Source organism: Luteimonas gilva, assembly GCF_005239095.1.
Taxonomy (GTDB): Bacteria; Pseudomonadota; Gammaproteobacteria; order Xanthomonadales; family Xanthomonadaceae; genus Luteimonas_C; species Luteimonas_C gilva.
The window spans coordinates 182,962-207,940 of sequence record NZ_SZUA01000003.1 but is presented as its reverse complement, the minus strand read 5'-3'; the positions used below and the strand labels follow the sequence as shown (position 1 = coordinate 207,940).

The window sequence follows — 24,979 nt, the reverse complement described above, 5'->3', positions numbered from 1 at the left end:
CTATTCAGCCCCCACATGCTACTCGCAACCGCGCTGCTGGCGTTCGTTTCGCCGGCGCTAGCGCAGAATTCGGACGCGCAAGTGCGCGCCGCGATCGAAGCCGCCGAAGCGGGCCGCTTCGACGCCGCGCAGTACTCGTCGCTGAGCCGCGATCCGTTGTACGGCTGGATCGAATACGCGGCGCTCAAGCGCGACATCGACACGCTGCCTTCGGCGCAAGCGCAAGCTTTCCTCGCCCGCTACCAGGGCCAGGCCGTGGCCGAAGCGTTCCGCGAGATCTGGCTGCCCGCGGTCGCCAAGCGCCAGGATTGGCCCGCGTTCCGCGCCGCGTGGTCGCCGTCGATCAAGGACAGCGCGATGCGCTGCGCCGAATTGAACGCGCGCGCCGCCACCGGCGCCGCCGACGCGCAATGGGTCAAGGATGCGCAAGCGGTCTGGCGCAGCGGCAAGATCCTGCCCGGCGAATGCGAAACCGCCTTCACGACGCTGATCGCCAAAGGCGGACTGACGCCGGCATTGCGCTGGGAACGCTTGGACCTGGGCGCGGCCGAATGGCAGGCGCCGGTGATGCGCGCCGCCGCGCGCGGCATGCCGGCCGAGGATGCGGCGTTGGCCAACGACTACGCCGCCTTCATGGAAGCGGTGCATCCGCGCGCCCTGAATTGGCCGAAGACGCCGCGCAGCCGCATGGTCGCCTCGCAAGGTTTGGCGCGGCTGGCCAAATCCACGCCGATCGCGGCGGAAATGCAGTTGCAGAGATACGCGGACGCGCTGGGCTTCAGCGAGGCGGAGAAAGCCCGCGTGCTGTACCAGATCGCGCTGTGGTCGGTGGCCTCGTACGAACCCGACTCGGCGCGGCGTTTGAACGCGGTGCCCGAATCCGCTTACGACGAACGCCTGCACGAATGGCGCGCGCGCGAAGCGATGTCGCGCGGCGACTGGCCCGCCACGCTGGCCGCGATCCGCAAAATGGGCGACAAGCAGCGCGGCGATTCGCGCTGGACCTATTTCGAAGCGCGCATGGCCGAACTGACCGGCGACAAGGCCGCCGCACAGCCGCTGTATCGCGCCGCCGCGCGCAAGCCGGATTTCCACGGTTTCATGGCCGCGGACAAGCTTGGCCTGCCTTACGCCCTGTGCGCGTGGAAGCCGGACGACAGCGCCGCGAAAACGGCGGTCGCGCGCGATCCGGCCATCGTCCGCGCGATGGCGCTGTACCGGATCGAACGCAGCGGTTGGGCGCAGCGCGAATGGGACAGCGCCTTGTCGCGTCTCGACGATACCCAACGCCGCGCCGCGGTCGCCGTCGCGCAGGACAACGGCTGGTTCGACCGCGCCGTGTTCGCGCTCGGCACTTACGGCGGACGCAACAAGCCGGACGAATTGCGCCTGTACCACTTGCGCTTCCCGATCCATCACGACGCGACGATCCGCCGCGAAGCGGCCAAGAACGGGCTCGACCCGGCCTGGGTCGCCGCCGAGATCCGCGCCGAAAGCGTGTTCAACCCGCGCGCGCGCTCGGGCGCGAACGCCTACGGCCTGATGCAGCTGGTGCCGGCCACCGGCGCGGCGACCGCGCGCCGGCTCGGCTTGCCTTACAACGGCGTGGAAGACCTGTACGACTCGGACACCAACATCGCGCTCGGCACCGCCTATCTGCGCGAAATGGAAGACAAGTACGGCCAGCCCTACATCGCGATGGCCGCGTACAACGCCGGCCCGTCGCCGACCGCGCGCTGGCAGGCGCAGCGCCCCGGCTTCGATCCGGACGTGTGGATCGAAACCATCAGCTACAAGGAAACCCGCGAATACGTGGCTCGCGTACTGGCCTTCAGCGTGATGTACGACTGGCGCATGAACGGCGACGCTTTGCCGGTGAGCGATCGCATCCGCGGCGCGGTGTCGGGCAAGCGCAAGACTTTCGCCTGCCCGCTCGCGGAACCGCCGAAGGCTTGAGGCCGCGATGAAGACCTACCTCGTCGGCGGCGCGGTGCGCGACCGGCTGCTCGGCCTGGCGCCGGGCGATCGCGACTTCGTCGTCGTCGGCGAAACGCCTGGGGCGATGCTCGCCGCCGGCTTCAAGTCGGTCGGGCGCGATTTCCCGGTGTTCCTGCATCCCGAAACCGGCGAGGAATACGCGCTGGCGCGCACCGAACGCAAATCCGGGCGCGGCTATCGCGGCTTCGTGGTCGATGCCGATCCCTCGGTGACGCTGGAAGAAGACCTGGGCCGCCGCGATTTCACCATCAACGCGATCGCCCAGGACGAAAGCGGCGCGCTGGTCGATCCGTACGGCGGCGCGCGCGATATCGACGCGAAGATCCTGCGCCACGTCGGCCCGGCTTTCGTCGAGGATCCGTTGCGCGTCCTGCGCGCCGCCCGCTTCATGGCGCGGCTCGCGCCGCTGGGTTTCGTCGTGGCGCCGGAAACGATGGCCCTGATCCGCCAGATGTCCGCATCCGGCGAATTGGATGCGCTGGTGCCCGAGCGCGTCTGGCAAGAGCTGTCCCGCGCCCTCGCGTCCGCGCGCCCGTCCGCATTCCTGCGCACCTTGCACGACGGTCACGCGCTGCGTGCGGTGCTGCCCGAGGTCGATGCGCTGTACGGCGTGCCGCAGCGCGCCGAATACCATCCCGAAATCGACACCGGCGTGCACATCGAAATGGTCTGCGACATGGCCGCGACACTGGCGCCGGGCGACGATCTGGTCGGCTTCGCCGCTTTGACCCACGATCTGGGCAAGGCGCTGACGCCGGCCGACGAATTGCCGCGCCACGTGATGCACGAAGAACGCGGCCTCGCGCCGCTGCGCGGGCTGTGCGAGCGGCTGAAAGTCCCCGCCGCGCATCGCGACCTGGCCGTGATCGCCTGCCGCGAACACCTCAACGTCCATCGCCTGGCCGAATTGCGCGACGACACCGTGCACGACCTGATCGCCCGCTGCGACGGCTTCCGCAAGCCCGAACGCATCGCCCAACTCGCCTTGGTTTGCGAAGCGGACAAGCGCGGCCGCGGCGGCAATGCCGAGGCCGACTATCCGCAGGGCCGCGAACTGTTGCGGCTGTACGCGGCGGCATCCGCAGTTCGCGGCGCAGACATCGCTAATGCCGATCTTCAGGGGCCTGCGCTGGGCGAAGCTTTGCGTAGGGCGCGGATAGCCGCGATCCACAATGCCCGTTGACATGATCGTCGATGCTCGCGAGGGGGAGCTTCTGAGCGATCTCGAAACCCTGTTGGCGCTTGGCGCGCCAACAGGGCGATCTTAAGCATCAGTCGTTCGTAATCGTCTGGCACTGCGTCACGTTCGGATCGAAGAAGCCCTCCAGCGTGAAATCGCCGTCGAAGCTGTAGCGGCTGTATTCGTCGTTATCCGCCTTATAGATTTGACCTCGCCGGGTTCTTTTCACGCCCGTCAGAAGTTGCGACGCCACGAAGTGGCCTTGGGTAACCTCGCTGCTGAAATTCTCGTGATAGGCGTCGTCCGTGCCCCGATACGAAATCTGCATCTTGTGACTACCGACGATGGCCGCCGTCAGCAGGCACACATCGTCCACTCCGTTCCTTTCTCGGCTGATAGGGCCATACACCTTGCAGTCGTAATGGAACCCGTTGTCTACCGTCGTTACTGCTTCACAGGCGGACCTTGGTTCAAAACCGGCATGCGTGGTTAAGGGCAGACCCGCCTCCACAGCCGCCCCCCGGATCTTCGCCTCTTCAACGTCCTGCAAGGCGCGATAGGCCTCGCGCGTCAGCACCTGGCCCGTGAGATGTTCGTAAGCCATGTTCACTTGCTCGGCCAAAGGCAGGCCGGCCCATTCCCTGCGCGGCTCGTAATGCGTTCCGATGGGGGCCATTCGTACAATGGCGACGGCCCGAGTGCCGTCCTCCTCGATGACACGCCGGATCTCGATGCGACCGTCGCCGCTCTTGAAGGGAGCCCAGGCCAGGATTTCATACGGATCGTTGGAAGTCGCGGTCGCCGCTACCTGAGCGAAGCCAGGACCACTGAACCCTGCAACCAGTGCGAGCGCGGAGAATGCCTGCGCCAAATGCCTTGCTTCGAGCTTCATTGCTGTTGATGACCTCGCTGCTGTTGGGAAGATTTAAGAACGCGCGAAATAAGACGGACTTCCCAAAACAAAATGGCCATCGAATGCCTTCCGACAGCAGGCCAGCCGGACCTTACGTCTGACTAAGCCGAATAACGCACGCCTCTTGTCTTATGGTAGCTGGCCGGAACCGCCGGCTTGTCGAAAGCGCGATGAAGACAAGAGACTTTCGCGTTCCATGGATACTCAAAGGTTTCAGCTGCCTCTGTCGACACCTTGTTTCATGCCTAGACAATGATGGCATTGCGAGACAAACAACCGGATGCATCGGTCGCCGACGATCGCGTTAAAGCATGCTTTTCTCATGGCCACTTTTTCACCGTATTCCGTCATGGCAAAGCGCCCAGAACGAATACCGGCGAAGGAGCGGCGAGATGGTCAAGTTCAGGCTGCTATTTGCGATAGCGATCACTCTTCTTTTTCTCATCGTCGGCCTGTACTTGTCCGGCTACGCGACCCTGGCCTTGCTCGGTCTGGACGCGGAGCTGTTGAAGTGGAACACCTATCTCATCTACTACCGCGCGCTGGATGTGCCCGCGGTCGCACCGCATGTCGCCAAGATCCGGTGGGGCGGCGGTTTGGGCTTCGGCGTATCCGCCACGCTCTGGCTGGGTTGTCTGGTCCTGGTCCTGAAGCCGCGCCCGAAATCGGCCCACGGCGAAGCGCGCTTCGCCGGCCGCAGCGAGCTGGCGCGCGCCGGGCTGCTCAAGCCTGCGCCCGACGGCATCGTCATCGGCAAGATCGGCAGCACGCTGATCCGCCTGCCCGGCCAACAGTTCGCGATTCTGGCCGCGCCGACGCGTTCGGGCAAAGGCGTGGGCATCGTGATCCCCAACCTGCTCGAGTACCGCGATTCGATCGTGGTGCTGGACATCAAGGGCGAGAACTTCGAGCTGACCTCCGGCTGGCGCGCCGAGCAAGGCCAGAAGATCTACAAGTTCAATCCCTACGACACGCACACCCATCGCTGGAACCCGATGGGCTACGTCGCCTCCGATCCGCACCGGCGCATCAACGACATCCAGGCCATCGCCGCGATGCTCTACCCCGATCAGGGCGGCGAGGACAAGTTCTGGGTCAGCCAGGCGCGTAACGCGTTCTTGGCCTTCGCGCTCTACCTGTACGAGAACTACGACGACCAGCGCCAGCAGGGATACCCCTTCGAACTGCTGAAGTTCCCGACGCTGGGCGGGGTCTTGCGTCTGGCCTGCGGCGACGGCCGCAATTTGAAGGACTATCTGCAAAGCCTGGCCGAAGCGCGCTTCCTCAGCGCGAGCGCCAAGGTCGCTTTCGCCGGCCTGCTGTCGCAGGAGAAGGAAACCTTCGCTTCGATCATGGGTACGCTGCGCGAGCCGCTGAATCCGTTCGTCAGCCCGATCATGGACGCGGCGACCGGCGGCAACGATTTCCGGCTCAACGAGGTGCGCAAGAAGCCGACGACCATCTATTTGGTCATTCCGCCGCACAAACTGGGCGAATGTCGGGTATTGGTCAACCTGTTCTTCAGCCAGTTGATCAATGAGAACACCCAGCAGCTGCCGGTGCAGAATCCGGCGCTCAAGCATCAATGCCTGCTGCTGATGGACGAGTTCACCGCCATTGGCCGGGTGGACAAGCTGGCCGACTCCATCACCCACATCGCCGGCTACAACCTGCGGGTGTTCCCCATCATCCAGAGCAAGGCGCAGCTGGAAGCGACCTACGGCAAGGAAGTCGCGCGCACCCTGATCACCAATCACGCCGTGCAGATCGTGTTCGCCCCGCGCGAGCAGCAGGACGCGAACGACTATTCCGAAATGCTGGGCTACACCACCGTCAAGCGCCACAGCGTGACGCGCGGACGCGACCACAGCCGCAGCGAGTCCGAAGAACGGCGCGCGTTGATGCTGCCGCAGGAATTGAAGGCGCTGGGTCCGGACAAGCAGATCGTGTTCTACGAGGGGCTGGCGCAGCCGGTGTTGTGCGAGAAGATCAGGTACTACAGTGATAAAGAATTCATGTTTCGGGTGAAACCTCCGGTGAAGGTTTTATCCGCAAGACCAAATAACGCTTGAAATTCAAAAATAAAACGGAATTTCCATTTCGCAAAAAACGCAAGAGTCCGACATGCATAATTTGATGATTGCTTCATTGTTAGCCATCACCGTCATATCAGCATCATCGTGCGTTAAACCTATTTCCAATCATAAACCCGCGACGCACTCACCATTTGAAGGCGGATGGCGGTTGACCACAAGCTGCGGTACGAGCCATTACATCGGAATAACGCTCACACAACAAGGTGACGAGGTCTATGGCACCTGGGTCGATGATACAAACACAATAAGATCTTCCGGAAAAATTAAAGGAGTTATTAAGAGCGGCACGTTGCGCATGGAATCATGCAGCAACGACATCGAAAGTGAACTCGCTTACAACTACTGCCCTCAGTTGGTCTCCGATTACTTTTCCATCGAGATGGGAAACCTCGTCTGGTATCACTCTTCTGGCTACAGATATGCAGTTCTTCAAAAATGTGGTTGATCCTAACGACATGACTTATCCATTCCTATGCCCAGATCACAAAAAAGCCGCGGCCGTGCATATTTTGTGCTTCATGTCGTTTTCGTTATGTCTCTCAGCCCGCTCTCATCAGCGACACGATTACAACAAAAAATCCTTCTGCCAACAGAAATCCAAGGAACATGGAAGTTTGGCGCAGATCGATGCCTTATTAGCGAGACATCCGATAGTGATGGAGTAATGGCTATTTATCGAAATTACATTCATTCAAACGAAGAAATCATCTTCCCTCGATCCATATCGCTTATCTCAAATAATCCATCTGCTTGGCGCATCGTAGGAATATCCAACATTGCTCCAGTCGATGTGCAAGGCCAAGCAGATATATATGTTCTGAAAAACAAAACTCTAACCGTGACTGATGGCAAAACTGTTCGCCAATACGTCAAGTGTGATTAACCATAGGGCTGAATATGGAAGACATTCCCCCGCACAGATATCGTCTTTTGCAGCTTGGTAGACCAAATAAGAACGGACAACAAAGAAACGAGCCATTCGAAGATTTTGATGACCTTGTCACCCACCACCCCGGATTGAACCGAAACGCTCGGATTGTTGATGGGTTGCCGACAAACGTGGATAACGAGAGATATCGATCATATGCACTTATCGGAGGCGAGATACAAGAAATCGAAGCCAAGCGAACCGACGAATATGGGGCGATAGCCGACGGTCGCATCCTATTGATTAAGGACTTTATGCTTGAGGATTCCCTCATCCCAAGCGGGGGCCGTGGCGTCCGCGAAGTGGACGTTCCATCTCCAATCGATGGTTACATCGGTAGAGTCCATGCAGATGCAGGCCTAGTAGATATCTACGATCGTAAAGATGGCGAGGTAGTGGCCCGCATTAGGCACATGGGACCTATACATGTTCGCGTTGGCGACCTCGTCGAATATGGGCAGTCTTTGGGCATACAAAACGAACGGGGGCTTAAACCGGGCACAGGCAAGCATGCTCACATCGAAATGGATACTCGCTACTACCAACAGTACGAGAATTACATTTCTGATCTTGCCAATGGCCGTTTAGGCGTTGACCCCGAGCGCAGAAGTAGCGGAATTCAGCCTCTACCCATTATTGACGACGGTGCGTTCCGGGTTGGCGAGAAAAACAATCGCATACAAGAATTCCAGGATGCGTTGATTTCCGAAGGTTATCGTAGTGCGCACGAGACGCCTCTGAAACCTGACGGCATTTATCGTCTGGAAATGCAGCCAGCCGTTATTGCATACCAACGCGATCACGGTCTAACTCAGACCGGAGATATTGATCACAGCACTTTGCACATCGCCTTACCGCACCGACGCGACCAACCCATCGACCGGCTGGATTATGTGGACAGGAGCCATGCCCCGTTCTCACCGGCGCATAGCCCTGATGAACCTATACATATGTACCAACCCGGTCCCGACGACCACCAACGCCACCCCGATCGCTCCCGCACAGATCCTCGCCACCCCGAACACCGCGACCACGCTTTCTTCGAATTGCTCAAGCGCAACCTGCCGCCGGGCACCTCCGACGAGATGGTCGCCCACGTGCTGCTCGAAGCGAAGATCGGGAAGGTGCAGGGTACGAACGACGTAGAGCGGGTCATGGTGCACGAAGACCGCGTATTCGTGATGGGCAAGACGCCCGGATTCCGCGCCGCCGTCGATCTGGCGGAAACGCCGCCGTCGATACAGGAAACCGCGCAGCGTTCCGAAGCTTTGGACGCAGAACGAAGCTTGCAGCGCCAACATTGGATGGCGCAGGAACAAAGCCAGGCTTTAAGCCGATCGATTTGAACGCCGGCGGGTCTCGATCGGCCCGCCGTACGCTTGTTTCACCCTTCAATTACAGGGGAAAGATATGTCGCCTACGAACGACGCGGAATCTCCGCTGACGGACAAATTGGCTGCGGCGCACAAGGACTTGGATCGCCTGCGCCAGGAAGTGAACGCGATGCGCTGCATCCTGGACAGCCTGGTGATCACGCACCATTGCCCGGAAGACCTGCTGCAATTGTGGCGGATGCTGCAACCGGGACTGATCGACGAACTGGCCGGCTCGCGGCGCGTCGCCGAACCCGACGTCGAAGGGGAATACGCCCCGACCCTGGCCGGCTGGCGCGAGGTGATGCGCCGCTACACGTCCTTGCTGGAATCCGCGCTGGGCACGCAGCAGGCCGACGAGGGCGAGTCCGAACCCGACGTCAAATCTTGACGTACCAGCTGCGCTTGTCCATCCAGCGAACCACCAGCCACCAGAACGCGACGAAGGCCAGCGCGAACGCCAGCGACGGCAGATAGGGGCCGAAGCGCGGCGTCATCCAGCCGGCGAAACCGATGCGGTAGATCGGTTCCCACCAGCCCCAAGCGGCGAACGCGTACACCATCAGCGCCGACCCAGCGTAAGCGGCGATCGCGTTGACGCCGAAACTGCGGCCTAGCGCCGGCCAGCCGCGCCGATCGATCAGAAAGTGGAAAGCCGCGAGCGTCAGCATCGCCCAGCCGCCGGTCCACAGCACGTACGAGGGCGTCCACAGATTCTTGTTGAACGGCAACCACAACGACCACAACGCGCCGGCGGCCAAAGCGAAGAAACCCGCCCCGCACAAACGCTGCCATTGGCCGCGCCTCAGCCAGTCGCCCGCACGCAAGCCGAGCAAGGCCGTCGCGATCGCCGGCAATGTGCTCAGCAAGCCCTCCGGATCGTGGCCGCGGCCGGTCGTGGGGTCGTACTGATAGTTCAACGCGCCGAGCAAAGCGGTATCGACGCGGCTGGCCAGGTTTTCCCACGGCGCATAGCTGCCGCCCCAAGCCAACAGCGCCCCATAGCCCGCCAGCAGCGCGAACAGCAGAGCCCATTGCGCGCGTTCGCGCAGATGGATCGCGACCAGGCCCGCGAACCCGAAGCACAGGCCGATCCGCTGCAACACGCCCCAAGGCCGGTAATGCTCCTTGTCGAGCCACCACCAGGCCAGCAAGTGCAATAGCAATCCCAGGCCGACGATGCGGGCGGCGCGCAGCAGAACGGCGCTGCGCAATCCCCTGCGGTCCGCGCCGGTCTCGACTTGCGGAGCGATGCCGAGCGCGATGGAAACGCCGACGATGAACAGGAAGAAGGGAAAAACCAGATCGGTCGGCGTGCAGCCGTGCCATTCCGAATGCAATAGCGGCGCGTAGACGTGGCCCCAATCGCCCGGATCGTTGACCAAGAGCATCGCGGCGACGGTCAAGCCGCGCAGGGCGTCGACGGAGGCGAAGCGGCGCGGGGTCATGCGCGCTTGCTGCCGGTTTGGCTGTTGCCCCCTTTGAAAAAGGGGGCTACGGGGGATTTGCTGTTGCTCTTCGCAAGGACGAAATCAAAAGCAAATCGCTCCGCGATTTCCGGCCCTCGCTTGCGCGAAGGCGCTCGACCAGCCACAAGCCTGCGGCTTGTAAGCGGCTGCCCTCGCCCCCCACCGCCTTTCGGGCGATTCGCCCCCTTTTTCAAAGGGGGCAACGGCGAAGAAGTCTTCGATCGCGACATGCTTATTCGGTGCTGCCGCCGATCCAGGTCGCGACGACGTTCATGGCGCTATCCATCGCCACCAAATCGGCGCGATAGCCGGCGGCGATGCGGCCGTAACGATCGCCCAAGCCGAGGAATTCGGCCGGATACGTCGACGCCATCCGCGCGGCTTCGTCCAAAGGCAAGCCGAGCAGGCGCACGCCGTTGCGCACCGCCGTGGCCATGTCCAACGCGGAACCGGCCAATACGCCGGCGGCGTTGCGCACCACGCCGTCGCGCACGGTGATGGTTTCGCCGTACAACTCGTAACTGGGATCGTCGGCGCCGACCGGTGGCATCGCATCGGTGACCAGGAAAACTTTACCGGGCAGCTTGGCCGCCAGCGCCACGCGCAAGCTGGCCGGATGCGCGTGCACACCGTCGGCGATGATACCGCACCAGCTGTCGCGATCCTCCAGCGCCGCGCCGACCGCGCCGGGCTCGCGGCCTTGCAGCGGCGACATCGCGTTGTACAGATGGGTGAAGCCGGTGACGCCCGCATCCAGGCCGGCGCGGATCTGTTCGTAAGTGCCGGCGGTATGCCCGGCGGCGACGATCGCGCCGCGCGCGACCAAGGCGCGAATGCTGTCCGCGGGCACCCGCTCCGGGGCCAGCGTGATCAAGGTGCGGCCGTTGTCGAGCGAAGTCGCCATCGCGATCTCGTCCGCATCCGGCGTCCTGAACTTGCTTTCGTCGTGCGTGCCCTTGCGCGCTGGCGCGAGGTACGGACCTTCCAGATGGATGCCGAGCACGCCGGGCACGCCTTGCGCGATCGCCTCGCGCACCGCGGCGATCGCCTGGCGCATCCTGTCCGCATCGTCGCTGATCAAGGTCGGCAGCCACGCGGTGGTGCCGAACTTGCGATGCGCCTTGCCGATGGTGCGCAAAGCCTCGATGTTCGGCGCATTGTTGAACAACGCGCCGCCGCCGCCGTTGACCTGGCAGTCGACGAATCCCGGCAGCAGGTACGCGCCGCGCAAGTCGAGGGTCTTTGTCGCGCCGATCTGGGCGTCGCCGTGCGGCATCAAGTCGGCGATGCGGTCGCCTTCGACGACGACCGCCAAGTCGTCGCGAAAACCTTGGTGGGTCAGCACCCGGCCGTTGACGAAAGCGGTGGCCATCAAACGGTTTCCGTCACCTTGTTCAAATGCGGCGGCACGTCCGGATTATGGCCGCGGCGCAGGGCCAGCGCATTGATCACGCGATAGAAGCTTTGGACGGCGAGCAAGGGCGCGCAAGCCGGGTGCGGCGAGGACGCCAGCGGCAGATCGCCTTTTTCGGAGGCGACCCACACCGGCGCGCCGCGCGCGCGGAATTCTTCGGCCAGGGCCAGCGTGCCGGCACCGGTTTCGTCGGGCTGCGCGAAGGCGAGCACCGGAAAACCCGGGCCCACCAGCGCCATCGGCCCGTGCTTCACTTCGGCCGAACTGTAGGCTTCGGCGTGCAGGCCGCAGGTTTCCTTGAACTTGAGCGCGGCCTCTTGCGCGGCGCCCAGTCCCAGGCCGCGGCCGAGCACGAACAGATTGCGCGCGTCGACCAGGCCGTCGGCCAGAGCCGACCAATCCGCTTGCCACGCACCGCGCAACGCGTCGGGCAAGCGCGACAGCGCGTCGAGCAGCGGCGCTTCGTTTTTCCACACTGCGGCCAATTGCAGTACGGCCGCCAGCGAAGCCAGATAACTCTTGGTCGCCGCCACGCTGCGTTCGGGACCGGCGTGCAGGGGCAGCACGGTATCGGCCAGCGCCGCCAGCGGAGAGTCTTCGGCGTTGACCAGCGCGACCACGCGCGCGCCGGCCGCGCGCGCGGCTTCGGCGTTGCGCAGCAAGTCCGGGCTTTTGCCCGATTGCGAGATCGCCAGGAACAAGGCGCCGCACATGCGCTGCTTGGCTTCGTAGACCGAACCCACCGACGGCGACACCGATGCGGTGACGAAGCCGAGCTGGGTTTCGAAGACGTACTTGGCGTAAGTCGCGGCGTGATCGGAGCTGCCGCGCGCGCAGGTGGCGATGAACGGCGGCGGGTCGCGGCGCAGGTCGTCGGCCAAACGCGCGACCGTCGCGGCATTGGCGGCGAATTGGCGCTGCACGACGTCGGCCGTCTCCGCGGCTTCGCGGAACATCAACGTGTCGGTAGGCAAGGGTAGAGCGGCGGACATCTCAATTCTCGGCGTTCGGCGCGCGCGGACGCATCGGCGCGGTCGAGCCGCGCACCACCAGCTGCGGGACGAAGCCCTGGTTGTGCACGACGATCGGGTTGTCTTCGTAGGCGTCTTGGCGCAGGCCGCTGATCAGCAGGCGCGCGGCGTGGCGGGCGATGTCTTCGGTCGCCTGCTTGGCGGTGGTCAGCGCCGGCCAGGACTGCTTGGAGAACGGGCTGTCTTCGAAACCGGCGATCGACAGATCGTAAGGCACGTTCATGCCCGCCGATTTCGCCGCGGCCAGCACGCCGGCGGCGATTTCGTCGTTTGAGCCGAAGATCGCGGTCGGCGGATCGCGCAATGCGAGCAAACGGCGCGCGCCGCGGAAACCGTCGTCGAAGGTGTAGTCGCCGTTCACCACCAGATGCTTGTCCAGGGTGATGCCGTAATCCTTCAGCGCCCGTTCGTAGCCGAGATAGCGCTCGCTGCTGGAACGGTGCGCCAAACCGCCCCACAGGAAGCCGATGCGCTGGTGGCCGAGCTGGATCAGATGTTCGGTGATCTCGTAGGCCGCGTCGCGGTCGTCGACGTAGACGCAGGGTTGGCCGTCGCGCGGATCTTCGGTCGCGGCGATGATCCGCACCAGCTTCACCCCGCGCGCGGCCAGCGCGCTGACCAATTCGGCCGATTCGGACATCGGCGCGGTCAGCACCAATCCGGCCAGGCGCGAGCGGCGCGCCCATTCGCCGAGCTCGTCGGCCAGCAAGGGCGAGCTGGAATCGCAGGGATGGATCTGCAGATCGAAACCGGTTTCGCGGCACGCGGCGAGCACGCCGTTCTGCACGCCGATGATGTGGTAGGGATTCGGGTTGTCGTAGACCAGGCCGATCACGAACGGCGTGGCGCTGCGCAGATTGCGCGCCGAGGGATCCGGTTCGTAATCGAGTTCGGCGATCGCGTGCAGCACGCGCGCGCGCGTGCCTTGCATCACCGAGGGTTCGTTGTTGATCACGCGCGAGACCGTCTTCAGCGAGACCTTGGCCCGCTCGGCGACGTCCTTGATGGTGGGTCTGCGCACCGCTCCTCCCCTGGCCTCGTCCATCGCCTCAGCCGGCCGCCTGGCCCGCGCGGTGGCCGCGCAAGGCGTAGTACAGGATGTACAGGTAGCAGGGCACCATCAGCAGCAGGAACACCAGCTGGAAATGGATGTGCTGCTTCAGCAGCGCGAACAGCTGCGGGATGATCGCGCCGCCGCAGATGCCCATGATCAACAAGGCGGAGCCGCGCTCGGTCAGGCGGCCCAGCCCTTCGATCGCCAGCGGGAAGATCGCCGGCCACATCATCGCGTTCGCGAAACCCAGCGCCGCGACGAAGCCCACGGACAAATAGCCCTTGGTCAGGAAGGCGCCGATGGTCAGCAACACGCCCAACACGGCCGAAAAACTCAGATAGCGTTCCTGCGAAACGAAGCGCGGGATCAGGATCAATCCCGCCAAGTAGCCGGCGAGCATCGAAAGCAAGGTGAACATGGTGAAGAAACGGGTATCGCCCGGCGGCAATCCCAGCGCATTGCCGTAAGTGCCGATGGCGTCGCCCGCCATCACTTCCACGCCGACGTAGACGAAGATGCACAGCGCGCCCAGCCACACATGCGGAAACTGCAGCAGGCTCTTGTCGCCGTGCGAAGCCGGCGCGGCATTCGCCTCTTCCGGACGGATGTCCGGCAACGGCGAAAGCAGGAGCAGCACGGCCAGCACCGCCAGCACGCCCGCCATCACCAGATAGGGGCCGTGGACCTTGGCCGCGAACTCGGTCAGCAGCGCTTCGCGCGCGACCGGATCGGCGGCGGCGAGCTTGGCGTCGAACGCGTCGATGCCCGCCAATACGACGATCGCGAACGCGTACGGCGCCAGCGAGCCGGCGACCTTGTTGCAGATGCCCATCACCGCGATGCGCTGCGCCGCGCGCTCGATCGGGCCGACGATGCTGATGTAGGGATTGGCGGCGGTTTGCAGCAACGCCAATCCCGCGCCGATCACGAACAACCCGGTCAGCGCGCCGGGATACGAACCGCGCAATACGAATTCGCCGAAGGTGAAAGCGCCCAGCGCCATCACCAGCAGCCCCAGCGACATGCCTTTCTTCATGCCGGTGCGCTTGAGGATGGACGCCGCCGGCAAGGCGAGGAAGAAGTAGGACAGATAGAACACGGTCAGGACCAAAAACGCGCCGATGTCGCTGAGCGTGAACCGGTATTTGACGAAGGTGATGAGCGGGCCGTTCAACCAGGTCACGAACCCGAAGATGAAGAACAGCGCCCCGATGATGGCGATCGATGTCCCCTGGCTGGCGGGCCGGGTCGCGGTGGCGGTAACGGACATGGCGGGCTCCTGGCGATGCGGTCAGAGCGGGTCCTGTGCCGGACCGGCTGGGAATAACGTTGTCACATTATTCGTTCTGCGGCCATGGGGCTAGGCCTCGCCGCGCCCTTGCCGAACCTCGTTCCGCTGCTGCATCGCAACAAGATCGAGCCGTGCCGAATCGGGCATCGGCTATGAAAACGTCTTCAATAACAACATTTTTGCGCACAATCGCAGGCGCGGCGCGGCCAACATGACGGATTTGTTTCGACCGCCGCCGACGCGGGGCACTAGGCCAAAAGCTGTGTTGACATCGTTGTCAAAGCACTTCCACACTCGGCCGCCAATGCCCTCCGCAGCCCCGCTGCCGGGCGAGACCGGATGGGAGAACGCGTGGTCGCAATCGCCAGCCCCTTGCCGTTGGACACTGCCCGCCCGAGCGCGCCGTTCATCGCCGCCGACGTCGGCGGCACCCATGTCCGCATCGGTCTGGTCCAGGACAGCGGCGACCCGGCGCATCCGATCAAGGTGCTCAGCTACCGCAAGTACGTCTGCGCCGATTACCCGGGCCTGGCGGAAATCCTCGAAGACTTCGTCGCCGACTTGGACGGCGCGGCGGTGGCCGAGGGCGCGATCGCCAGCGCCGGCTATCCGCTCGAAGACGGCTCGCTGATCACGGTCAACCTGCCCTGGCGCGTGTCGCTGAGCGAGATCCGCGACCGTCTGGGCTTCCGCGAATTCCGCCTGGTCAACGATTTCGAAGCCGTCGCGCACGCGGCCGCTTACGTCGACGCGAGCGAAGTGCTGCGCTTGACCGGCCCCGAAACCGCGCCGCGCGGCCCGACTCTGGTCGTCGGCCCGGGCACGGGCCTGGGCGCGGCGGTTTGGATTCCCACCGGTTCGCGCGCGGTGGTACTGGCCACCGAAGCCGGCCAAGCCGCGCTGACCGTCGGCAACGAATTGGAGATGGCGCTGCTCAAGCACATGCTCGGGCAGCGCAGCCACGTGCCGGTCGAGCATGCGCTGTCGGGCCCGGGCCTGAAGAACCTGCATGCGGCGATGTGCGCGCTGCACGGCGTGGTTTCCCCTTACCGCACGCCGGGCGAGATCACCGCCGCGGCGCTGTCCGGGCAGGACGCGCACGCGCGCGACAGCCTGGGCGTGTTCTGCGGCCTGCTCGGCAGCACGGTCGGCGACATGGCCCTGCTGTACGGCGTGCAGGGCGGCATCTACCTGGCCGGCGGGATCCTGCCGCAGATCCGCGAATTCCTGCTGGGCAGCGCTTTCGTCGAACGGTTCCTCAACAAGGGGCCGATGCGCGAGGCGCTGGAACGCATACCGGTGAAGTTGGTCGAGCACGGCCAGCTGGGCGTGATCGGCGCGGCCAGCTGGTACCTGCAGCAACGCGGCGGATAAGGGAGAGGCGAGGTTTTTTTGCCGCGCGGACCGGAGGGGCGAGCGCGGCGTTTGAAGGCGTAGGCACGGCAGCGTTCGGTTGCCGCAACTCAATCAGCGACGGGGTAGCAAGATGAAACTCAACAGATCGATCCTTTCGGCTGCGATCGTGGCGGGCCTAGGCTTCGCGGCGCAGGTCCATGCGCAAGAAACGCAGCAGACGCCAGCGGCGAACGACAAGGTCAAGGACATCGAAACCATCACGGTGGTCGGCGTCCGCGGCTCCTTGGAGAAATCGCTGGACACCAAGAAGGAAGCCGCTTCGCACGTGGAAGTGGTGACCGCCGAAGACATCGGCAAACTGCCGGCCAAGAACGTGGCCGACACGCTGCAGCGCCTGCCCGGCGTCAACATCAGCTCGTCCAGCGCCACCGAAGGCGGCTTCGACGAGAGCGACCGCATCAGCCTGCGCGGCGGCAGCCCCAGCCTGACCCAGACCCTGGTGAACGGCCACACCGTCGGCACCGGCGACTGGTTCGTGCTGAGCCAGGTGCAGACCGTGGGCCGCAGCGTCAGCTACAGCCTGCTGCCGGCGGAAATCGTCAGCCAGGTGGTGATCCACAAGACTTCCGAAGCGAAACTCACCGAAGGCGGCAGCGCCGGTTCGGTCAACATCGTCACCCGCCGTCCGCTCCAGTTCGCTGACGAGATCACCACCGAAGCCAGCGTCGGCGGCGTCTACGCCGACCTGCCCGGCAAGACCGATCCGCAGTTCAACGGCTTGTTCAACTGGCGCAACGCCGACAGCAGCGCGGGCGTGATGTTCCAGGCGTTCTACGAGAAGCGCAATCTGCGCCGCGACGGCCAGGAAGTGGTGGGCGGATTCAACAAGATCGCCGCCACCGATCCCGTGGTCGCCACCAATCCCGACCTCGCCGGGGTGCTCTATCCGAACCTGCTCGGCGCGGTGCTGTTCGAACAGGAACGCACCCGCAAGGGCGGCGTGCTGGATGCGCAGTTCAAGCCCACCGACAACCTGACCTTGGGCCTGAACGCGTTCTATTCGAAGCTGGAAGCGGACAACTACAACCGCAACTACATGCTGTGGACCAGCCAGTTCGCTTCCAACGTCGCGCCGCTGCCGGGCTACAAGATCGTCGACGGCGTGCTGACCAATGCGACGTACGCGAACCAGCCGGGCAGCACCACCCCGTACGGCGTGTACGACCAGATCTCGCGCCCCGGCGCGGCATCGGAATCCAAGTACATCGCGGTCGACGCCGATTGGCAGGTCTCCGACAGCTTCAACCTAAAGTTCCAGGGCGGCAAGACCGAAGGCCACGGCAAAAGCCCGCAGCAGGACGTGATCGAACTCGGCACCGCCGCGGGCGGCGGCGCGAGCTGGGGCATGAACGGCGCGCTCAATCCGATCGACTGGTCGCTCGGCGGCAACAATGCGTCGCCTTCCGGCATCCTGCCCGCCAACGGCTGGATCTTCGGCGCCAACGCCATCGACGCGCTGGACGAAGAGAAGTGGTACCAGGCCGACGGCGAGTTCACCTTCACCGAAGGCGCGCTGGCCTCGCTGGACTTCGGCGTGCGCTATTCCGACCACACCCGCGAGAACCTGTTCGAGATCGCGCAGGGGCCGAAGGGCGACTGGCAGAATCTGGCCAATTACCCGCTGAACAATTTCCACAACTATCCGGGCGACTTCGCCAGCGGCATCGGCGGCAGCCATCCGAACAACATTTGGTACTGGACCCCGGAACAGTTGGCCGCGTTCAACGCGCAGTTCGCCAATCGCGACCCGGTGGCGCGCTTCTTCTGGCAGGACTCGTACAGCGTCAACGAGAAGACGACGGCGGCCTTCATCCAGGCCAACTTCCAAGGCGACCGCTGGAGCGGCAACCTCGGTCTGCGCTGGGTGCGCACTAAGCAGGACACGATTTACAACACCGGCGCACCGGAAGAGAACACCGTGCAAGGCCCGATCACCGGTTCGGCGTTCGGCAATTACTTCCGCAACCGCTACGAGAACACGTACAAGGAACTGCTGCCCAGCCTGAACCTGAAGTACGAATTCACCGACGAGCTGATCGGCCGCTTCGCCGCGTCCAAGACGCTGACCCGTCCGGACTTCTCGGCCCTGGCCGGCTCGGTGTCGCTGGACGATCTGACCCACAGCGGCAGCGGCGGCAATCCGAAGCTTGAGCCGATCGTGTCCACCAACTTGGACGTGTCGCTGGAATGGTATTTCGCGCCGCGCGCTCTGTTGGCGGCCAGCATCTACCAGATGGACCTGGACGACTATGTGGCTTTCGGCACCGAAACCCGCACCTTCCTGGACCAGCAGGCCACGACCAACAACGGCGGCGTGCCGGTGTTCGCCGACTACCGCGTATCGGTTCCGGTCAATTCGAACGCCAAGATCAAGGGCTTCGAGCTGACCTACGAGCAGCCGATCGGCGACAACTGGGGCGTGGCGGCGAACTACACCTACGCCGACAGCAGTTCGGACAGCGTCAAGCCGGTGTTCGGCACTTCGCGCGACACCTACAACGTGTCCGGCTATTTCGAGAACGACAAGTTCAACGCGCGCCTGAGCTACACCTACCGGTCCGAGTTCTACGCCGGCGTCAGCCGCACCGACGACTTCTTCCAGGACAGCATCGGCAACCTGTCGGCCTCGCTCGGCTACAAGGTCAACGACTGGATGACGGTCACCCTGGACGCGCTGAATCTCAACGATCCGGAGCTGAAGTACTACAGCCAGGTCAACGGCGAAGGCCGCAAGCTGCCGTACGCGTTCTACGAGAACGGCCGCCAGTACTACGTCAACTTCCGTTTCCGCTTTTAAAGGCATTTAAGGCGCTCCAACCCCTCCGTTGGTTTTCCCCTCACGGGCCTGGACTTGTCCGGGCCCGTTTTTTTCTGGGATGCTCCCTGCAAAACCGAGGTGACGCTATGAACCGCTGGCCGTTCCGCTCCGCCGTCCTGCTCCTGCTCGCATTGGTTTCGCCGCTGGCTTGCGCCGCGCCGTCCGAACCGGCGCTGATTCCGCTGCCCGCGCAGATGCAGCGCGACGAAGGCCGGTTCGTCGTGAGCGACGCCACACCGGTGGTGGCCGAGGGCGAAGCGGCGCGACAAGCGGCCAAGTACTTCGTCGAACACGCCAACACGACGCAAAAGCTGGCGCTGCGCGTCTCGGCCGGACCGGCGAAGCGGGCCATCGTTTTCGCGATCGACCCGAAGGCTTCGACGAACTCCGAAGGCTATGCGCTGCAAGTGCGTGCCGACGGCGCGACCGTGAAGGCTTCCGATCCGCGCGGCCTGTTCTACGGTGCGGTGACGCTGTGGCAACTGCTGGAAAGCGACGGCGGCGCCGTGCAGGCGCCGGCGGTGAGGATCGACGACGCGCCGCGCTTCGCCTGGCGCGGCCTGATGCTGGATACCGCGCGCCATTTCCGGTCGGTCGACGAGGTCAAGCGTCTGCTCGACGCGTTGGCGCTGCACAAGCTCAACACCTTCCACTGGCATCTAACCGACGACCAGGGCTGGCGGATCGAAATCAAGAAATATCCGAAGCTGACCGGAATCGGCGGCTGCCGCTTCCCCGCCGGCGACGGCGGCGTCGATCCGAACACCGGCGAGCCGCGTCCCTATTGCGGTTTCTACACTCAGGACCAAATCCGCGACGTCGTGCGTTACGCGGCCGAACGGCACATCACCATCGTTCCCGAGATCGACGTGCCCGGCCACGCGCAGGCGGCGATCGCCGCTTATCCGGAGCTCGGCGTGCTCGGCACGCGGCCGCCGGTGTCGAACGAATGGGGCGTCAACACTTATCTGTTCAATGTCGAAGAAAGCACGTTCCGTTTCCTAGAAGACGTGCTGGACGAAGTGTCGGACCTGTTCCCCGGCACCTATATCCATCTCGGCGGCGACGAAGCGGTCAAAGACCAATGGGTGTCTTCCGCGCGCGTGCAAGAACGCATGCGCGAGCTGGGCGTGAAGAACGAGGCGCAGATGCAGAGCTATATGATCGCGCGCCTGGAGAAGCATCTGGAAATCAAGCGCAAGCGCCTGATCGGCTGGGACGAAATCCTGGAAGGCGGTTTGCCGCCGCAGGCCACGGTGATGTCCTGGCGCGGCACCGAAGGCGGCATCGCCGCGGCGCAGCAGAACCACGACGTGGTCATGTCGCCCGTATCCCATCTGTACCTGGACTATCTGCAGACGACCTCGGCGAACGAACCGCCGGGCCGTCCGGCGACGATCTCGCTGCAGAAGCTCTACGACTACGAACCGGTGCCCGCCGCGCTGGACGCCGCGCAGAAGAAACACATCCTCGGCGTGCAAGCCAACGTCTGGACCGAACACATGCGCAGCTTCGCGCGCGTGCAGCACGCGATCTTCCCGCGCGTGGCCGCGCTGGCGGAAATCGCGTGGTCGCCGGCGAAAGCCAAGAATTTCGACGATTTCCGGTCGCGCCTGCCGGCGCAGCTGCTGCGCTACGACGCGCTCGGCATCGCCTATGCGAAGACGCCGTTCGAAGCGGAGATCGCCGCCGACGCGGACGGCGGGCGCGACGCCAAGGTGAGCTTGTCCAATCCGCTGGGCTATCCGATCCGCTACACCACCGACGGCCGCGCCCCGACCGCTTCCTCGCCGCTGTACGAGCGGCCGTTCGAAGTCCCGTTGCCCTCGCGGGTACGCGCCGCGGCATTCGCGGACGGACGCATGCTCGCGCCCGCGAGCGAGCGGGCGCTCGACGCCGCAGCGCTGCGCACGCGCACGGACGAAGAACTGACCATGTGCAGCAACAGCCTGATGTTGCGCCTGGAAGACGACGGCCCGGCCGACGGCGAACGCGTCATCTTCAACGTCGACATCTTCAATCCCTGCTGGCGCTGGGACGGCGCCGATCTGGACGGCATCGCCGCGGTCCGCGTGCGCGCCGGGCGCATCCCTTATTTCTTCCAGCTGGCGCACGACGAGCCGCACCGTAAATTCCAGCCGGCCCGATCGGCGCACGGCGAGCTGGTGATCCGCGCCGGCTGCGATGGCGAAACTTTAGCCAGCCTGCCACTGCCCGCGCAGCCTGAAAAAGACGGATTCCTGACTTTGGACGCCAAGCTCCCGGGCGCGAGCGGCCGGCGCGATCTGTGCTTCTATTTCACCGGCGATACGCGGCCGACGATGTGGGCGATCGATCGGGTGACACTGGTTCCGCGCTAGCCCGCATTCCGCATCTCCGCTGCGGACTGCTCCCTCTCCCGCTCGCGGGAGAGGGCTTAAGCGCGACGCAGATCGAAATTCAGCAGCGCATCGCGCCAAGGCGTCATCCTCGTCGCCAAACCCGCGATCACGCCCAGCGTATTCGCCAACGCATCCCACCGATCCATCATCCGCGTTTCGGTCAAGGCGCCTTGCGCGTGTTCCAGACCGATGCCGAGCAGCGCCAAACTCAATCCCGCCCCCAAAAGCGAGGGCCAGCGGTCGTACAGCTGCACCGCGTACGCCGCGAGCGCGGCGTAGGCCAGGAAGTGCTCCCACTTGTCGCCGCCCGGCGGCAGATCGGGCAGTTGCGGCGCCGGGATCAGCGAAAAGACCACCACCGTCGCGATAGCGATGGACCACAGCCCCGACCACAGCCACGGCCGCCGGAACGGCTTGAGCGAGCGGCCGACGATCACAAGCGGAAACTCAGATCGCCGGCCAGGAAGGCGGCGCCGAATTCGACGCCGCGCGCGAAGCCCATCGCCTGGAAGCGTTCGCCCATGGCGTCCGGCAAGGTGAGCTGCTTCACCTGCTGGCGCAACGCGTAACGCGCCGCTTCGTCGGCGGCGCGCTCTTCGTGCTCGGCCAAGCGTCGGTCCAGGCCGTTGCCGATCAGGAAGCTCGCCTGCGAGCAGTAGCCGGCGAATTCGAAACCCGCGCTGGTGCCTGCCTCGGCCAGCGCGGTGAAATCGACCGATGCGGTCAGGTCCTGCAGACCGACCCGCGCATAGACATCGTCCGCGAGCTGGTGGCGATGGAAGGCGCGCAATGTGCCGTCGCTGCGGCCCGGCGCGTAATACTCGGCGCGCGGGTGGCCGTAATCGACGAACAGCAGCGCACCGCTGTCCAGGCCGCCGGCCACGGCCTGCAGCCAGTACGGCAATTGCGGCAGCGCTTCGGAGCGATAGCCTTCGGCGAACGGCGCCGGCAGCTGGCGTTCGACGTGACGCACCGCCGCGGTCAACAGCGCGTCGGCGGGCCGGTCCGTGCGCACGAAACGGCCGTCGGCCTCCAGGGCGACGTGTTCTTCGAACACTTCGCCGTCGCGGATCGCGAAACGCGGCGTCGGCAATGCGTCGATCACTTCGTTGGCGAACAGCACGCCGTTCCAGCGCGAGTGGATCGGCCCCTCCAGCCAGCTCACGCGATCGAACACGGGTGGGGTTAGCCGCCGCTGCAGGCGTTCGCGCTGGCGTTCGCGCAGATCGGCGCTGGGTTCGAGGATGGCGTAGCGGGCCGGCATCGCGTCGATCGCCATCAGATGCTTGATCGCGGCCTCGGCGAAGGCGCCGCTGCCGCCGCCGATCTCGACGAACGCCGCGTCTTCGCCGATCTCGCGGATCGGCGGCGCTAAGGCTTCGGCCACGCACTCGGCGAACAGCGGCCCCAGCTCGGGAGCCGTGACGAAATCGCCCGCGGCGCCGAACTTGGTCGCGCCCGCGCTGTAGTAGCCCAGGCCCGGCGCGTACAGCGCCAACTCCATGAATCGCGAGAACGGAATGGCGCCGCGGGCCTCGGCGATCTGGGCGCGGATCAAGTCGCGCAAGCGTTCGCTGTGCGCGAGCGCGGCGGCGTCGGAAAGATCGGAAGAAGGCATGCGCGAAGCATAATGGAAGCGGCCGCTATCGGACGCCTCCAAGAAAGTCAGCGCCAATGCTTTTGCTCTTCCCTCTCCCTTTTACGGGAGAGGGAAAGGCGCGAAGCGCCAGGGAGAGGGTTCGGCTGTTGGCGGAGAGCAACAAAGCAAAAGCACGCTCGCTTTGCATACCCCTCTCCTGCCCTTCGGGCATGCTCCCCCGCGTGAGGGGAGGAAGAAGCCACACGCTCCGGCTTCGGTCCACGAACGTTTAGTCACGCCGCACTTGCATCGGCATGACGAGCCTGAGTGCTATCTTGTCCGCATGCATCCCCGTCCCGTCGCCTTGATCACCGGAGCCGCCAAACGCATCGGCGCGGAGATCGCGCGCCGCTTGCACGCGGCGGGCTACGACCTGGCGCTGCATTACCGCGGGTCCGCCACCGAAGCGCGATCCTTGGTCGCCGAATTGGAAACGCTGCGCGCAGGCAGCGCGCTCGCTCTGCAAGCCGACCTGGCCGAATTCGATCGCCTTCCGGAACTGATCGCGCAAACCGTCGGCCGCTACGGCCGGCTCGATGCGCTGGTCAACAACGCGTCCTCGTTCCGGCCTACGCCGCTCGGCACCGCGACGCCGGCCGATTGGGACGACCTGTTCGCCGCGAATGCGCGCGCGCCGTTCTTCCTGGCGCAGGCCGCGGCGCCGCATCTGAAGGCGGCCCGCGGGGCGATCGTCAACCTCGCCGACATCTACGCCGAACGCCCGCTGCGCGGCCATGCCGTGTATTGCATGGCCAAAGCCGCTTTGGCGATGGCGACCAAATCGTTGGCGCTGGAGCTGGCGCCGGAAGTGCGGGTGAACGCCGTGGCGCCCGGCGCGATCCTATGGCCCGAAGGCGGCGCCGACGCGTCGAAAGAGAAAGCGCTGCTGGCGCGCACGCCGCTCGCGCGCACCGGCACGCCCGAAGAGATCGCCGAAGCCGTGCGCTGGCTGCTGCAGGACGCCCGCTATACCACTGGGCAGATCCTGCGCGTCGACGGCGGGCGATTATTGGAAGGTTGAGAGCGAAAAGCTTTTGGACACGGATCAAATCGAGAAAGGCGGATAAAACCTATTCTTCAATCCGCTTTTCCCGATTTGATCCGCGTCTAAGCTTTAGGATTTAGGCGCGAACGCTTGCTCCAACTGCAAGCCCTGGAACGCCGCCGGCGTTTCGTGCGAAACGGCGTAGCGGTACAAGGCCGCGGAGTAGATGCCGCTCAGCGCCGCCTGGTACACGCCCAGCAGCAGCACGCCGATCAGGAACACGGCCGCCACGGCCACCGCCAGCCCGACCGACACCTGGGCGGCAGCGAACGCCAGCCCGAATCCGACCAAGATCACGACGAAGGTGATCAGGCCGAACGCCGCGCCGATGCCGACGTTGCCGATCGCGTTCTCGCCCCAGGTGCGCTTGAGCAGCGACACGCTCTGCTTCAGAGCGTCGATCGGGCCGACGTTGCGGCTGACCAGCACCGGCACCACCAGGAACGTGGCCAGGGTCCAGGCCGCGCCCAGGCCGCTGCCGATCAGGCGCACCAGGAAATTGTTGTCGCGGCTCTTCAGCGCCTGCAGGATCACGCCGACGGTGGCGGCGATGGCCGCATAGCCCAGGATCGAAGGAATCCGCGCCCGCGCCGCGGCGAAGCCGTCGGCCAAGGTGGGATCGCCGCCGTCCAGCCGGATCATCGCCGCGCCGACCAGGGCGCAATTGAAGAAAATGATCACGCTGTATTGGCAGAAATAGAACAGGAAGCCGAAGATCGCGCCGCCGATGCCGACGTTGCCGCCTTCGAAGATGCGCAGCGCGAACATCGGCACCAGGAACGTGGCCAGCACCACCAAGGTGGCGACGCCAGAGATCAGCGGGAACAGCATCAGCTCCTTGTCCGAGCGCAGCACCGAAGCGCTGGCCTTCACCAATTCCCAACTGCGCGAGAACTTCTCGAACATCGTGGCGCACTCCCCGGGCGGATGAAC

General features: G+C 64.5%; 19 protein-coding genes. 10 read left to right on the top strand and 9 right to left on the bottom strand.

The features are described 5' to 3' along the window. Window positions 1–15 precede the first annotated feature (15 nt). Window positions 16–1,956, top strand: a complete 1,941-nt coding sequence (locus FCE95_RS14620; protein ID WP_137267786.1) for a lytic transglycosylase domain-containing protein — start codon at window positions 16–18, stop codon at window positions 1,954–1,956. Window positions 1,957–1,963: 7 nt separating this feature from the next. Then, window positions 1,964–3,181 (top strand): multifunctional CCA addition/repair protein, encoded by a 1,218-nt coding sequence (locus FCE95_RS14615; RefSeq protein ID WP_137267785.1) that lies wholly within the window; start codon window positions 1,964–1,966, stop codon window positions 3,179–3,181. A gap of 88 nt (window positions 3,182–3,269) precedes the next feature. Here FCE95_RS14615 and FCE95_RS14610 read toward each other — a convergent pair whose 3' ends face one another. Beyond that, the gene (locus FCE95_RS14610) at window positions 3,270–4,070 is read right to left on the bottom strand and encodes a hypothetical protein (RefSeq protein ID WP_137267784.1); all 801 of its coding nucleotides are present in this window, start codon (window positions 4,068–4,070) and stop codon (window positions 3,270–3,272) included. 413 nt (window positions 4,071–4,483) lie between these two features. Between FCE95_RS14610 and FCE95_RS14605 the strand changes: the two genes are divergently transcribed. The 4 genes from FCE95_RS14605 to FCE95_RS14590 all read left to right on the top strand — a co-directional run bounded on the left by FCE95_RS14605 (window position 4,484) and on the right by FCE95_RS14590 (window position 8,879). After that, window positions 4,484–6,163, top strand: a complete 1,680-nt coding sequence (locus tag FCE95_RS14605) for a type IV secretory system conjugative DNA transfer family protein (RefSeq protein ID WP_137267783.1) — start codon at window positions 4,484–4,486, stop codon at window positions 6,161–6,163. Window positions 6,164–6,215: 52 nt separating this feature from the next. Beyond that, on the top strand, window positions 6,216–6,632 hold the full coding sequence (locus FCE95_RS14600) for a hypothetical protein (RefSeq protein ID WP_137267782.1): 417 nt from the start codon (window positions 6,216–6,218) through the stop codon (window positions 6,630–6,632). A 452-nt stretch (window positions 6,633–7,084) separates the two neighbouring features. Continuing rightward, the gene (locus FCE95_RS17345; RefSeq protein ID WP_223266911.1) at window positions 7,085–8,461 is read left to right on the top strand and encodes a peptidoglycan-binding domain-containing protein; all 1,377 of its coding nucleotides are present in this window, start codon (window positions 7,085–7,087) and stop codon (window positions 8,459–8,461) included. Between the two features lie 64 nt (window positions 8,462–8,525). Then, the gene (locus FCE95_RS14590; RefSeq protein ID WP_137267781.1) at window positions 8,526–8,879 is read left to right on the top strand and encodes a hypothetical protein; all 354 of its coding nucleotides are present in this window, start codon (window positions 8,526–8,528) and stop codon (window positions 8,877–8,879) included. Here the strand turns inward: FCE95_RS14590 and FCE95_RS14585 are convergent. From FCE95_RS14585 to FCE95_RS14565, 5 genes are all read right to left on the bottom strand, one after another. Further along, the gene (locus FCE95_RS14585) at window positions 8,869–9,936 is read right to left on the bottom strand and encodes an acyltransferase family protein (protein WP_137267780.1); all 1,068 of its coding nucleotides are present in this window, start codon (window positions 9,934–9,936) and stop codon (window positions 8,869–8,871) included. The genes FCE95_RS14590 and FCE95_RS14585 overlap by 11 nt on opposite strands. A 253-nt stretch (window positions 9,937–10,189) precedes the next feature. Continuing rightward, window positions 10,190–11,329 (bottom strand): N-acetylglucosamine-6-phosphate deacetylase, encoded by a 1,140-nt coding sequence (nagA, locus tag FCE95_RS14580; protein WP_137267779.1) that lies wholly within the window; start codon window positions 11,327–11,329, stop codon window positions 10,190–10,192. Continuing rightward, window positions 11,329–12,363, bottom strand: coding sequence for an SIS domain-containing protein (locus FCE95_RS14575; protein ID WP_137267778.1), 1,035 nt, complete (start codon window positions 12,361–12,363; stop codon window positions 11,329–11,331). The genes nagA and FCE95_RS14575 overlap by 1 nt, the downstream gene beginning before the upstream one ends. Before the next feature lies 1 nt (window position 12,364). Next, the gene (locus FCE95_RS14570) at window positions 12,365–13,423 is read right to left on the bottom strand and encodes a LacI family DNA-binding transcriptional regulator (protein ID WP_137267777.1); all 1,059 of its coding nucleotides are present in this window, start codon (window positions 13,421–13,423) and stop codon (window positions 12,365–12,367) included. A 28-nt stretch (window positions 13,424–13,451) separates the two neighbouring features. Next, complete coding sequence (locus FCE95_RS14565; RefSeq protein ID WP_137267776.1) at window positions 13,452–14,726, bottom strand: sugar MFS transporter; 1,275 nt, start codon at window positions 14,724–14,726, stop codon at window positions 13,452–13,454. Window positions 14,727–15,086: 360 nt separating this feature from the next. Here FCE95_RS14565 and FCE95_RS14560 point away from each other — a divergent pair, with 360 nt between their 5' ends. The 3 genes from FCE95_RS14560 to FCE95_RS14550 all read left to right on the top strand — a co-directional run bounded on the left by FCE95_RS14560 (window position 15,087) and on the right by FCE95_RS14550 (window position 21,341). Continuing rightward, window positions 15,087–16,121: a glucokinase family protein gene (locus tag FCE95_RS14560; RefSeq protein ID WP_137267775.1), complete on the top strand. Its 1,035-nt coding sequence runs from the start codon at window positions 15,087–15,089 to the stop codon at window positions 16,119–16,121. 112 nt (window positions 16,122–16,233) lie between these two features. After that, on the top strand, window positions 16,234–18,960 hold the full coding sequence (locus FCE95_RS14555; RefSeq protein WP_137267774.1) for a TonB-dependent receptor: 2,727 nt from the start codon (window positions 16,234–16,236) through the stop codon (window positions 18,958–18,960). Window positions 18,961–19,067: 107 nt separating this feature from the next. Next, entirely contained in the window at window positions 19,068–21,341 is a 2,274-nt protein-coding gene (locus tag FCE95_RS14550; protein WP_137267773.1) for a family 20 glycosylhydrolase, read from the top strand. A 56-nt stretch (window positions 21,342–21,397) separates the two neighbouring features. Here the strand turns inward: FCE95_RS14550 and FCE95_RS14545 are convergent, their stop codons facing one another. Both FCE95_RS14545 and FCE95_RS14540 read right to left on the bottom strand, forming a co-directional pair. Then, complete coding sequence (locus FCE95_RS14545) at window positions 21,398–21,799, bottom strand: VanZ family protein (protein WP_425481310.1); 402 nt, start codon at window positions 21,797–21,799, stop codon at window positions 21,398–21,400. After that, window positions 21,796–22,980: a class I SAM-dependent methyltransferase gene (locus tag FCE95_RS14540; RefSeq protein ID WP_137267772.1), complete on the bottom strand. Its 1,185-nt coding sequence runs from the start codon at window positions 22,978–22,980 to the stop codon at window positions 21,796–21,798. Before FCE95_RS14540 ends, FCE95_RS14545 begins: the two co-directional genes overlap by 4 nt. 304 nt (window positions 22,981–23,284) lie before the next feature. On the opposite strand from FCE95_RS14540, the gene FCE95_RS14535 reads away from it, so the two are divergent. Next, window positions 23,285–24,022, top strand: a complete 738-nt coding sequence (locus tag FCE95_RS14535; RefSeq protein WP_137267771.1) for a pteridine reductase — start codon at window positions 23,285–23,287, stop codon at window positions 24,020–24,022. Window positions 24,023–24,115: 93 nt separating this feature from the next. On the opposite strand, the gene FCE95_RS14530 is transcribed toward FCE95_RS14535, so the two are convergent. Further along, a complete protein-coding gene (locus FCE95_RS14530) occupies window positions 24,116–24,952 on the bottom strand; it encodes a DUF6159 family protein (RefSeq protein ID WP_137267770.1) in 837 nt (278 codons plus the stop codon). Window positions 24,953–24,979 lie beyond the last annotated feature (27 nt).

Bases quoted from the DNA above. Each gene is read 5' to 3' on its own strand.
- FCE95_RS14555 (WP_137267774.1), top strand. From the start codon at position 16,234: ATGAAACTCAACAGATCGATCCTTTCGGCTGCGATCGTGGCGGGCCTA.
- FCE95_RS14610 (WP_137267784.1), bottom strand. From the start codon at position 4,070: ATGAAGCTCGAAGCAAGGCATTTGGCGCAGGCATTCTCCGCGCTCGCA.
- FCE95_RS14600 (WP_137267782.1), top strand. From the start codon at position 6,216: ATGCATAATTTGATGATTGCTTCATTGTTAGCCATCACCGTCATATCA.
- FCE95_RS14535 (WP_137267771.1), top strand. From the start codon at position 23,285: ATGCATCCCCGTCCCGTCGCCTTGATCACCGGAGCCGCCAAACGCATC.
- FCE95_RS17345 (WP_223266911.1), top strand. From the start codon at position 7,085: ATGGAAGACATTCCCCCGCACAGATATCGTCTTTTGCAGCTTGGTAGA.
- FCE95_RS14530 (WP_137267770.1), bottom strand. From the start codon at position 24,952: ATGTTCGAGAAGTTCTCGCGCAGTTGGGAATTGGTGAAGGCCAGCGCT.
- FCE95_RS14585 (WP_137267780.1), bottom strand. From the start codon at position 9,936: ATGACCCCGCGCCGCTTCGCCTCCGTCGACGCCCTGCGCGGCTTGACC.
- FCE95_RS14540 (WP_137267772.1), bottom strand. From the start codon at position 22,980: ATGCCTTCTTCCGATCTTTCCGACGCCGCCGCGCTCGCGCACAGCGAA.
- nagA (WP_137267779.1), bottom strand. From the start codon at position 11,329: ATGGCCACCGCTTTCGTCAACGGCCGGGTGCTGACCCACCAAGGTTTT.
- FCE95_RS14615 (WP_137267785.1), top strand. From the start codon at position 1,964: ATGAAGACCTACCTCGTCGGCGGCGCGGTGCGCGACCGGCTGCTCGGC.
- FCE95_RS14620 (WP_137267786.1), top strand. From the start codon at position 16: ATGCTACTCGCAACCGCGCTGCTGGCGTTCGTTTCGCCGGCGCTAGCG.
- FCE95_RS14605 (WP_137267783.1), top strand. From the start codon at position 4,484: ATGGTCAAGTTCAGGCTGCTATTTGCGATAGCGATCACTCTTCTTTTT.
- FCE95_RS14550 (WP_137267773.1), top strand. From the start codon at position 19,068: ATGAACCGCTGGCCGTTCCGCTCCGCCGTCCTGCTCCTGCTCGCATTG.
- FCE95_RS14590 (WP_137267781.1), top strand. From the start codon at position 8,526: ATGTCGCCTACGAACGACGCGGAATCTCCGCTGACGGACAAATTGGCT.
- FCE95_RS14560 (WP_137267775.1), top strand. From the start codon at position 15,087: ATGGGAGAACGCGTGGTCGCAATCGCCAGCCCCTTGCCGTTGGACACT.
- FCE95_RS14575 (WP_137267778.1), bottom strand. From the start codon at position 12,363: ATGTCCGCCGCTCTACCCTTGCCTACCGACACGTTGATGTTCCGCGAA.
- FCE95_RS14565 (WP_137267776.1), bottom strand. From the start codon at position 14,726: ATGTCCGTTACCGCCACCGCGACCCGGCCCGCCAGCCAGGGGACATCG.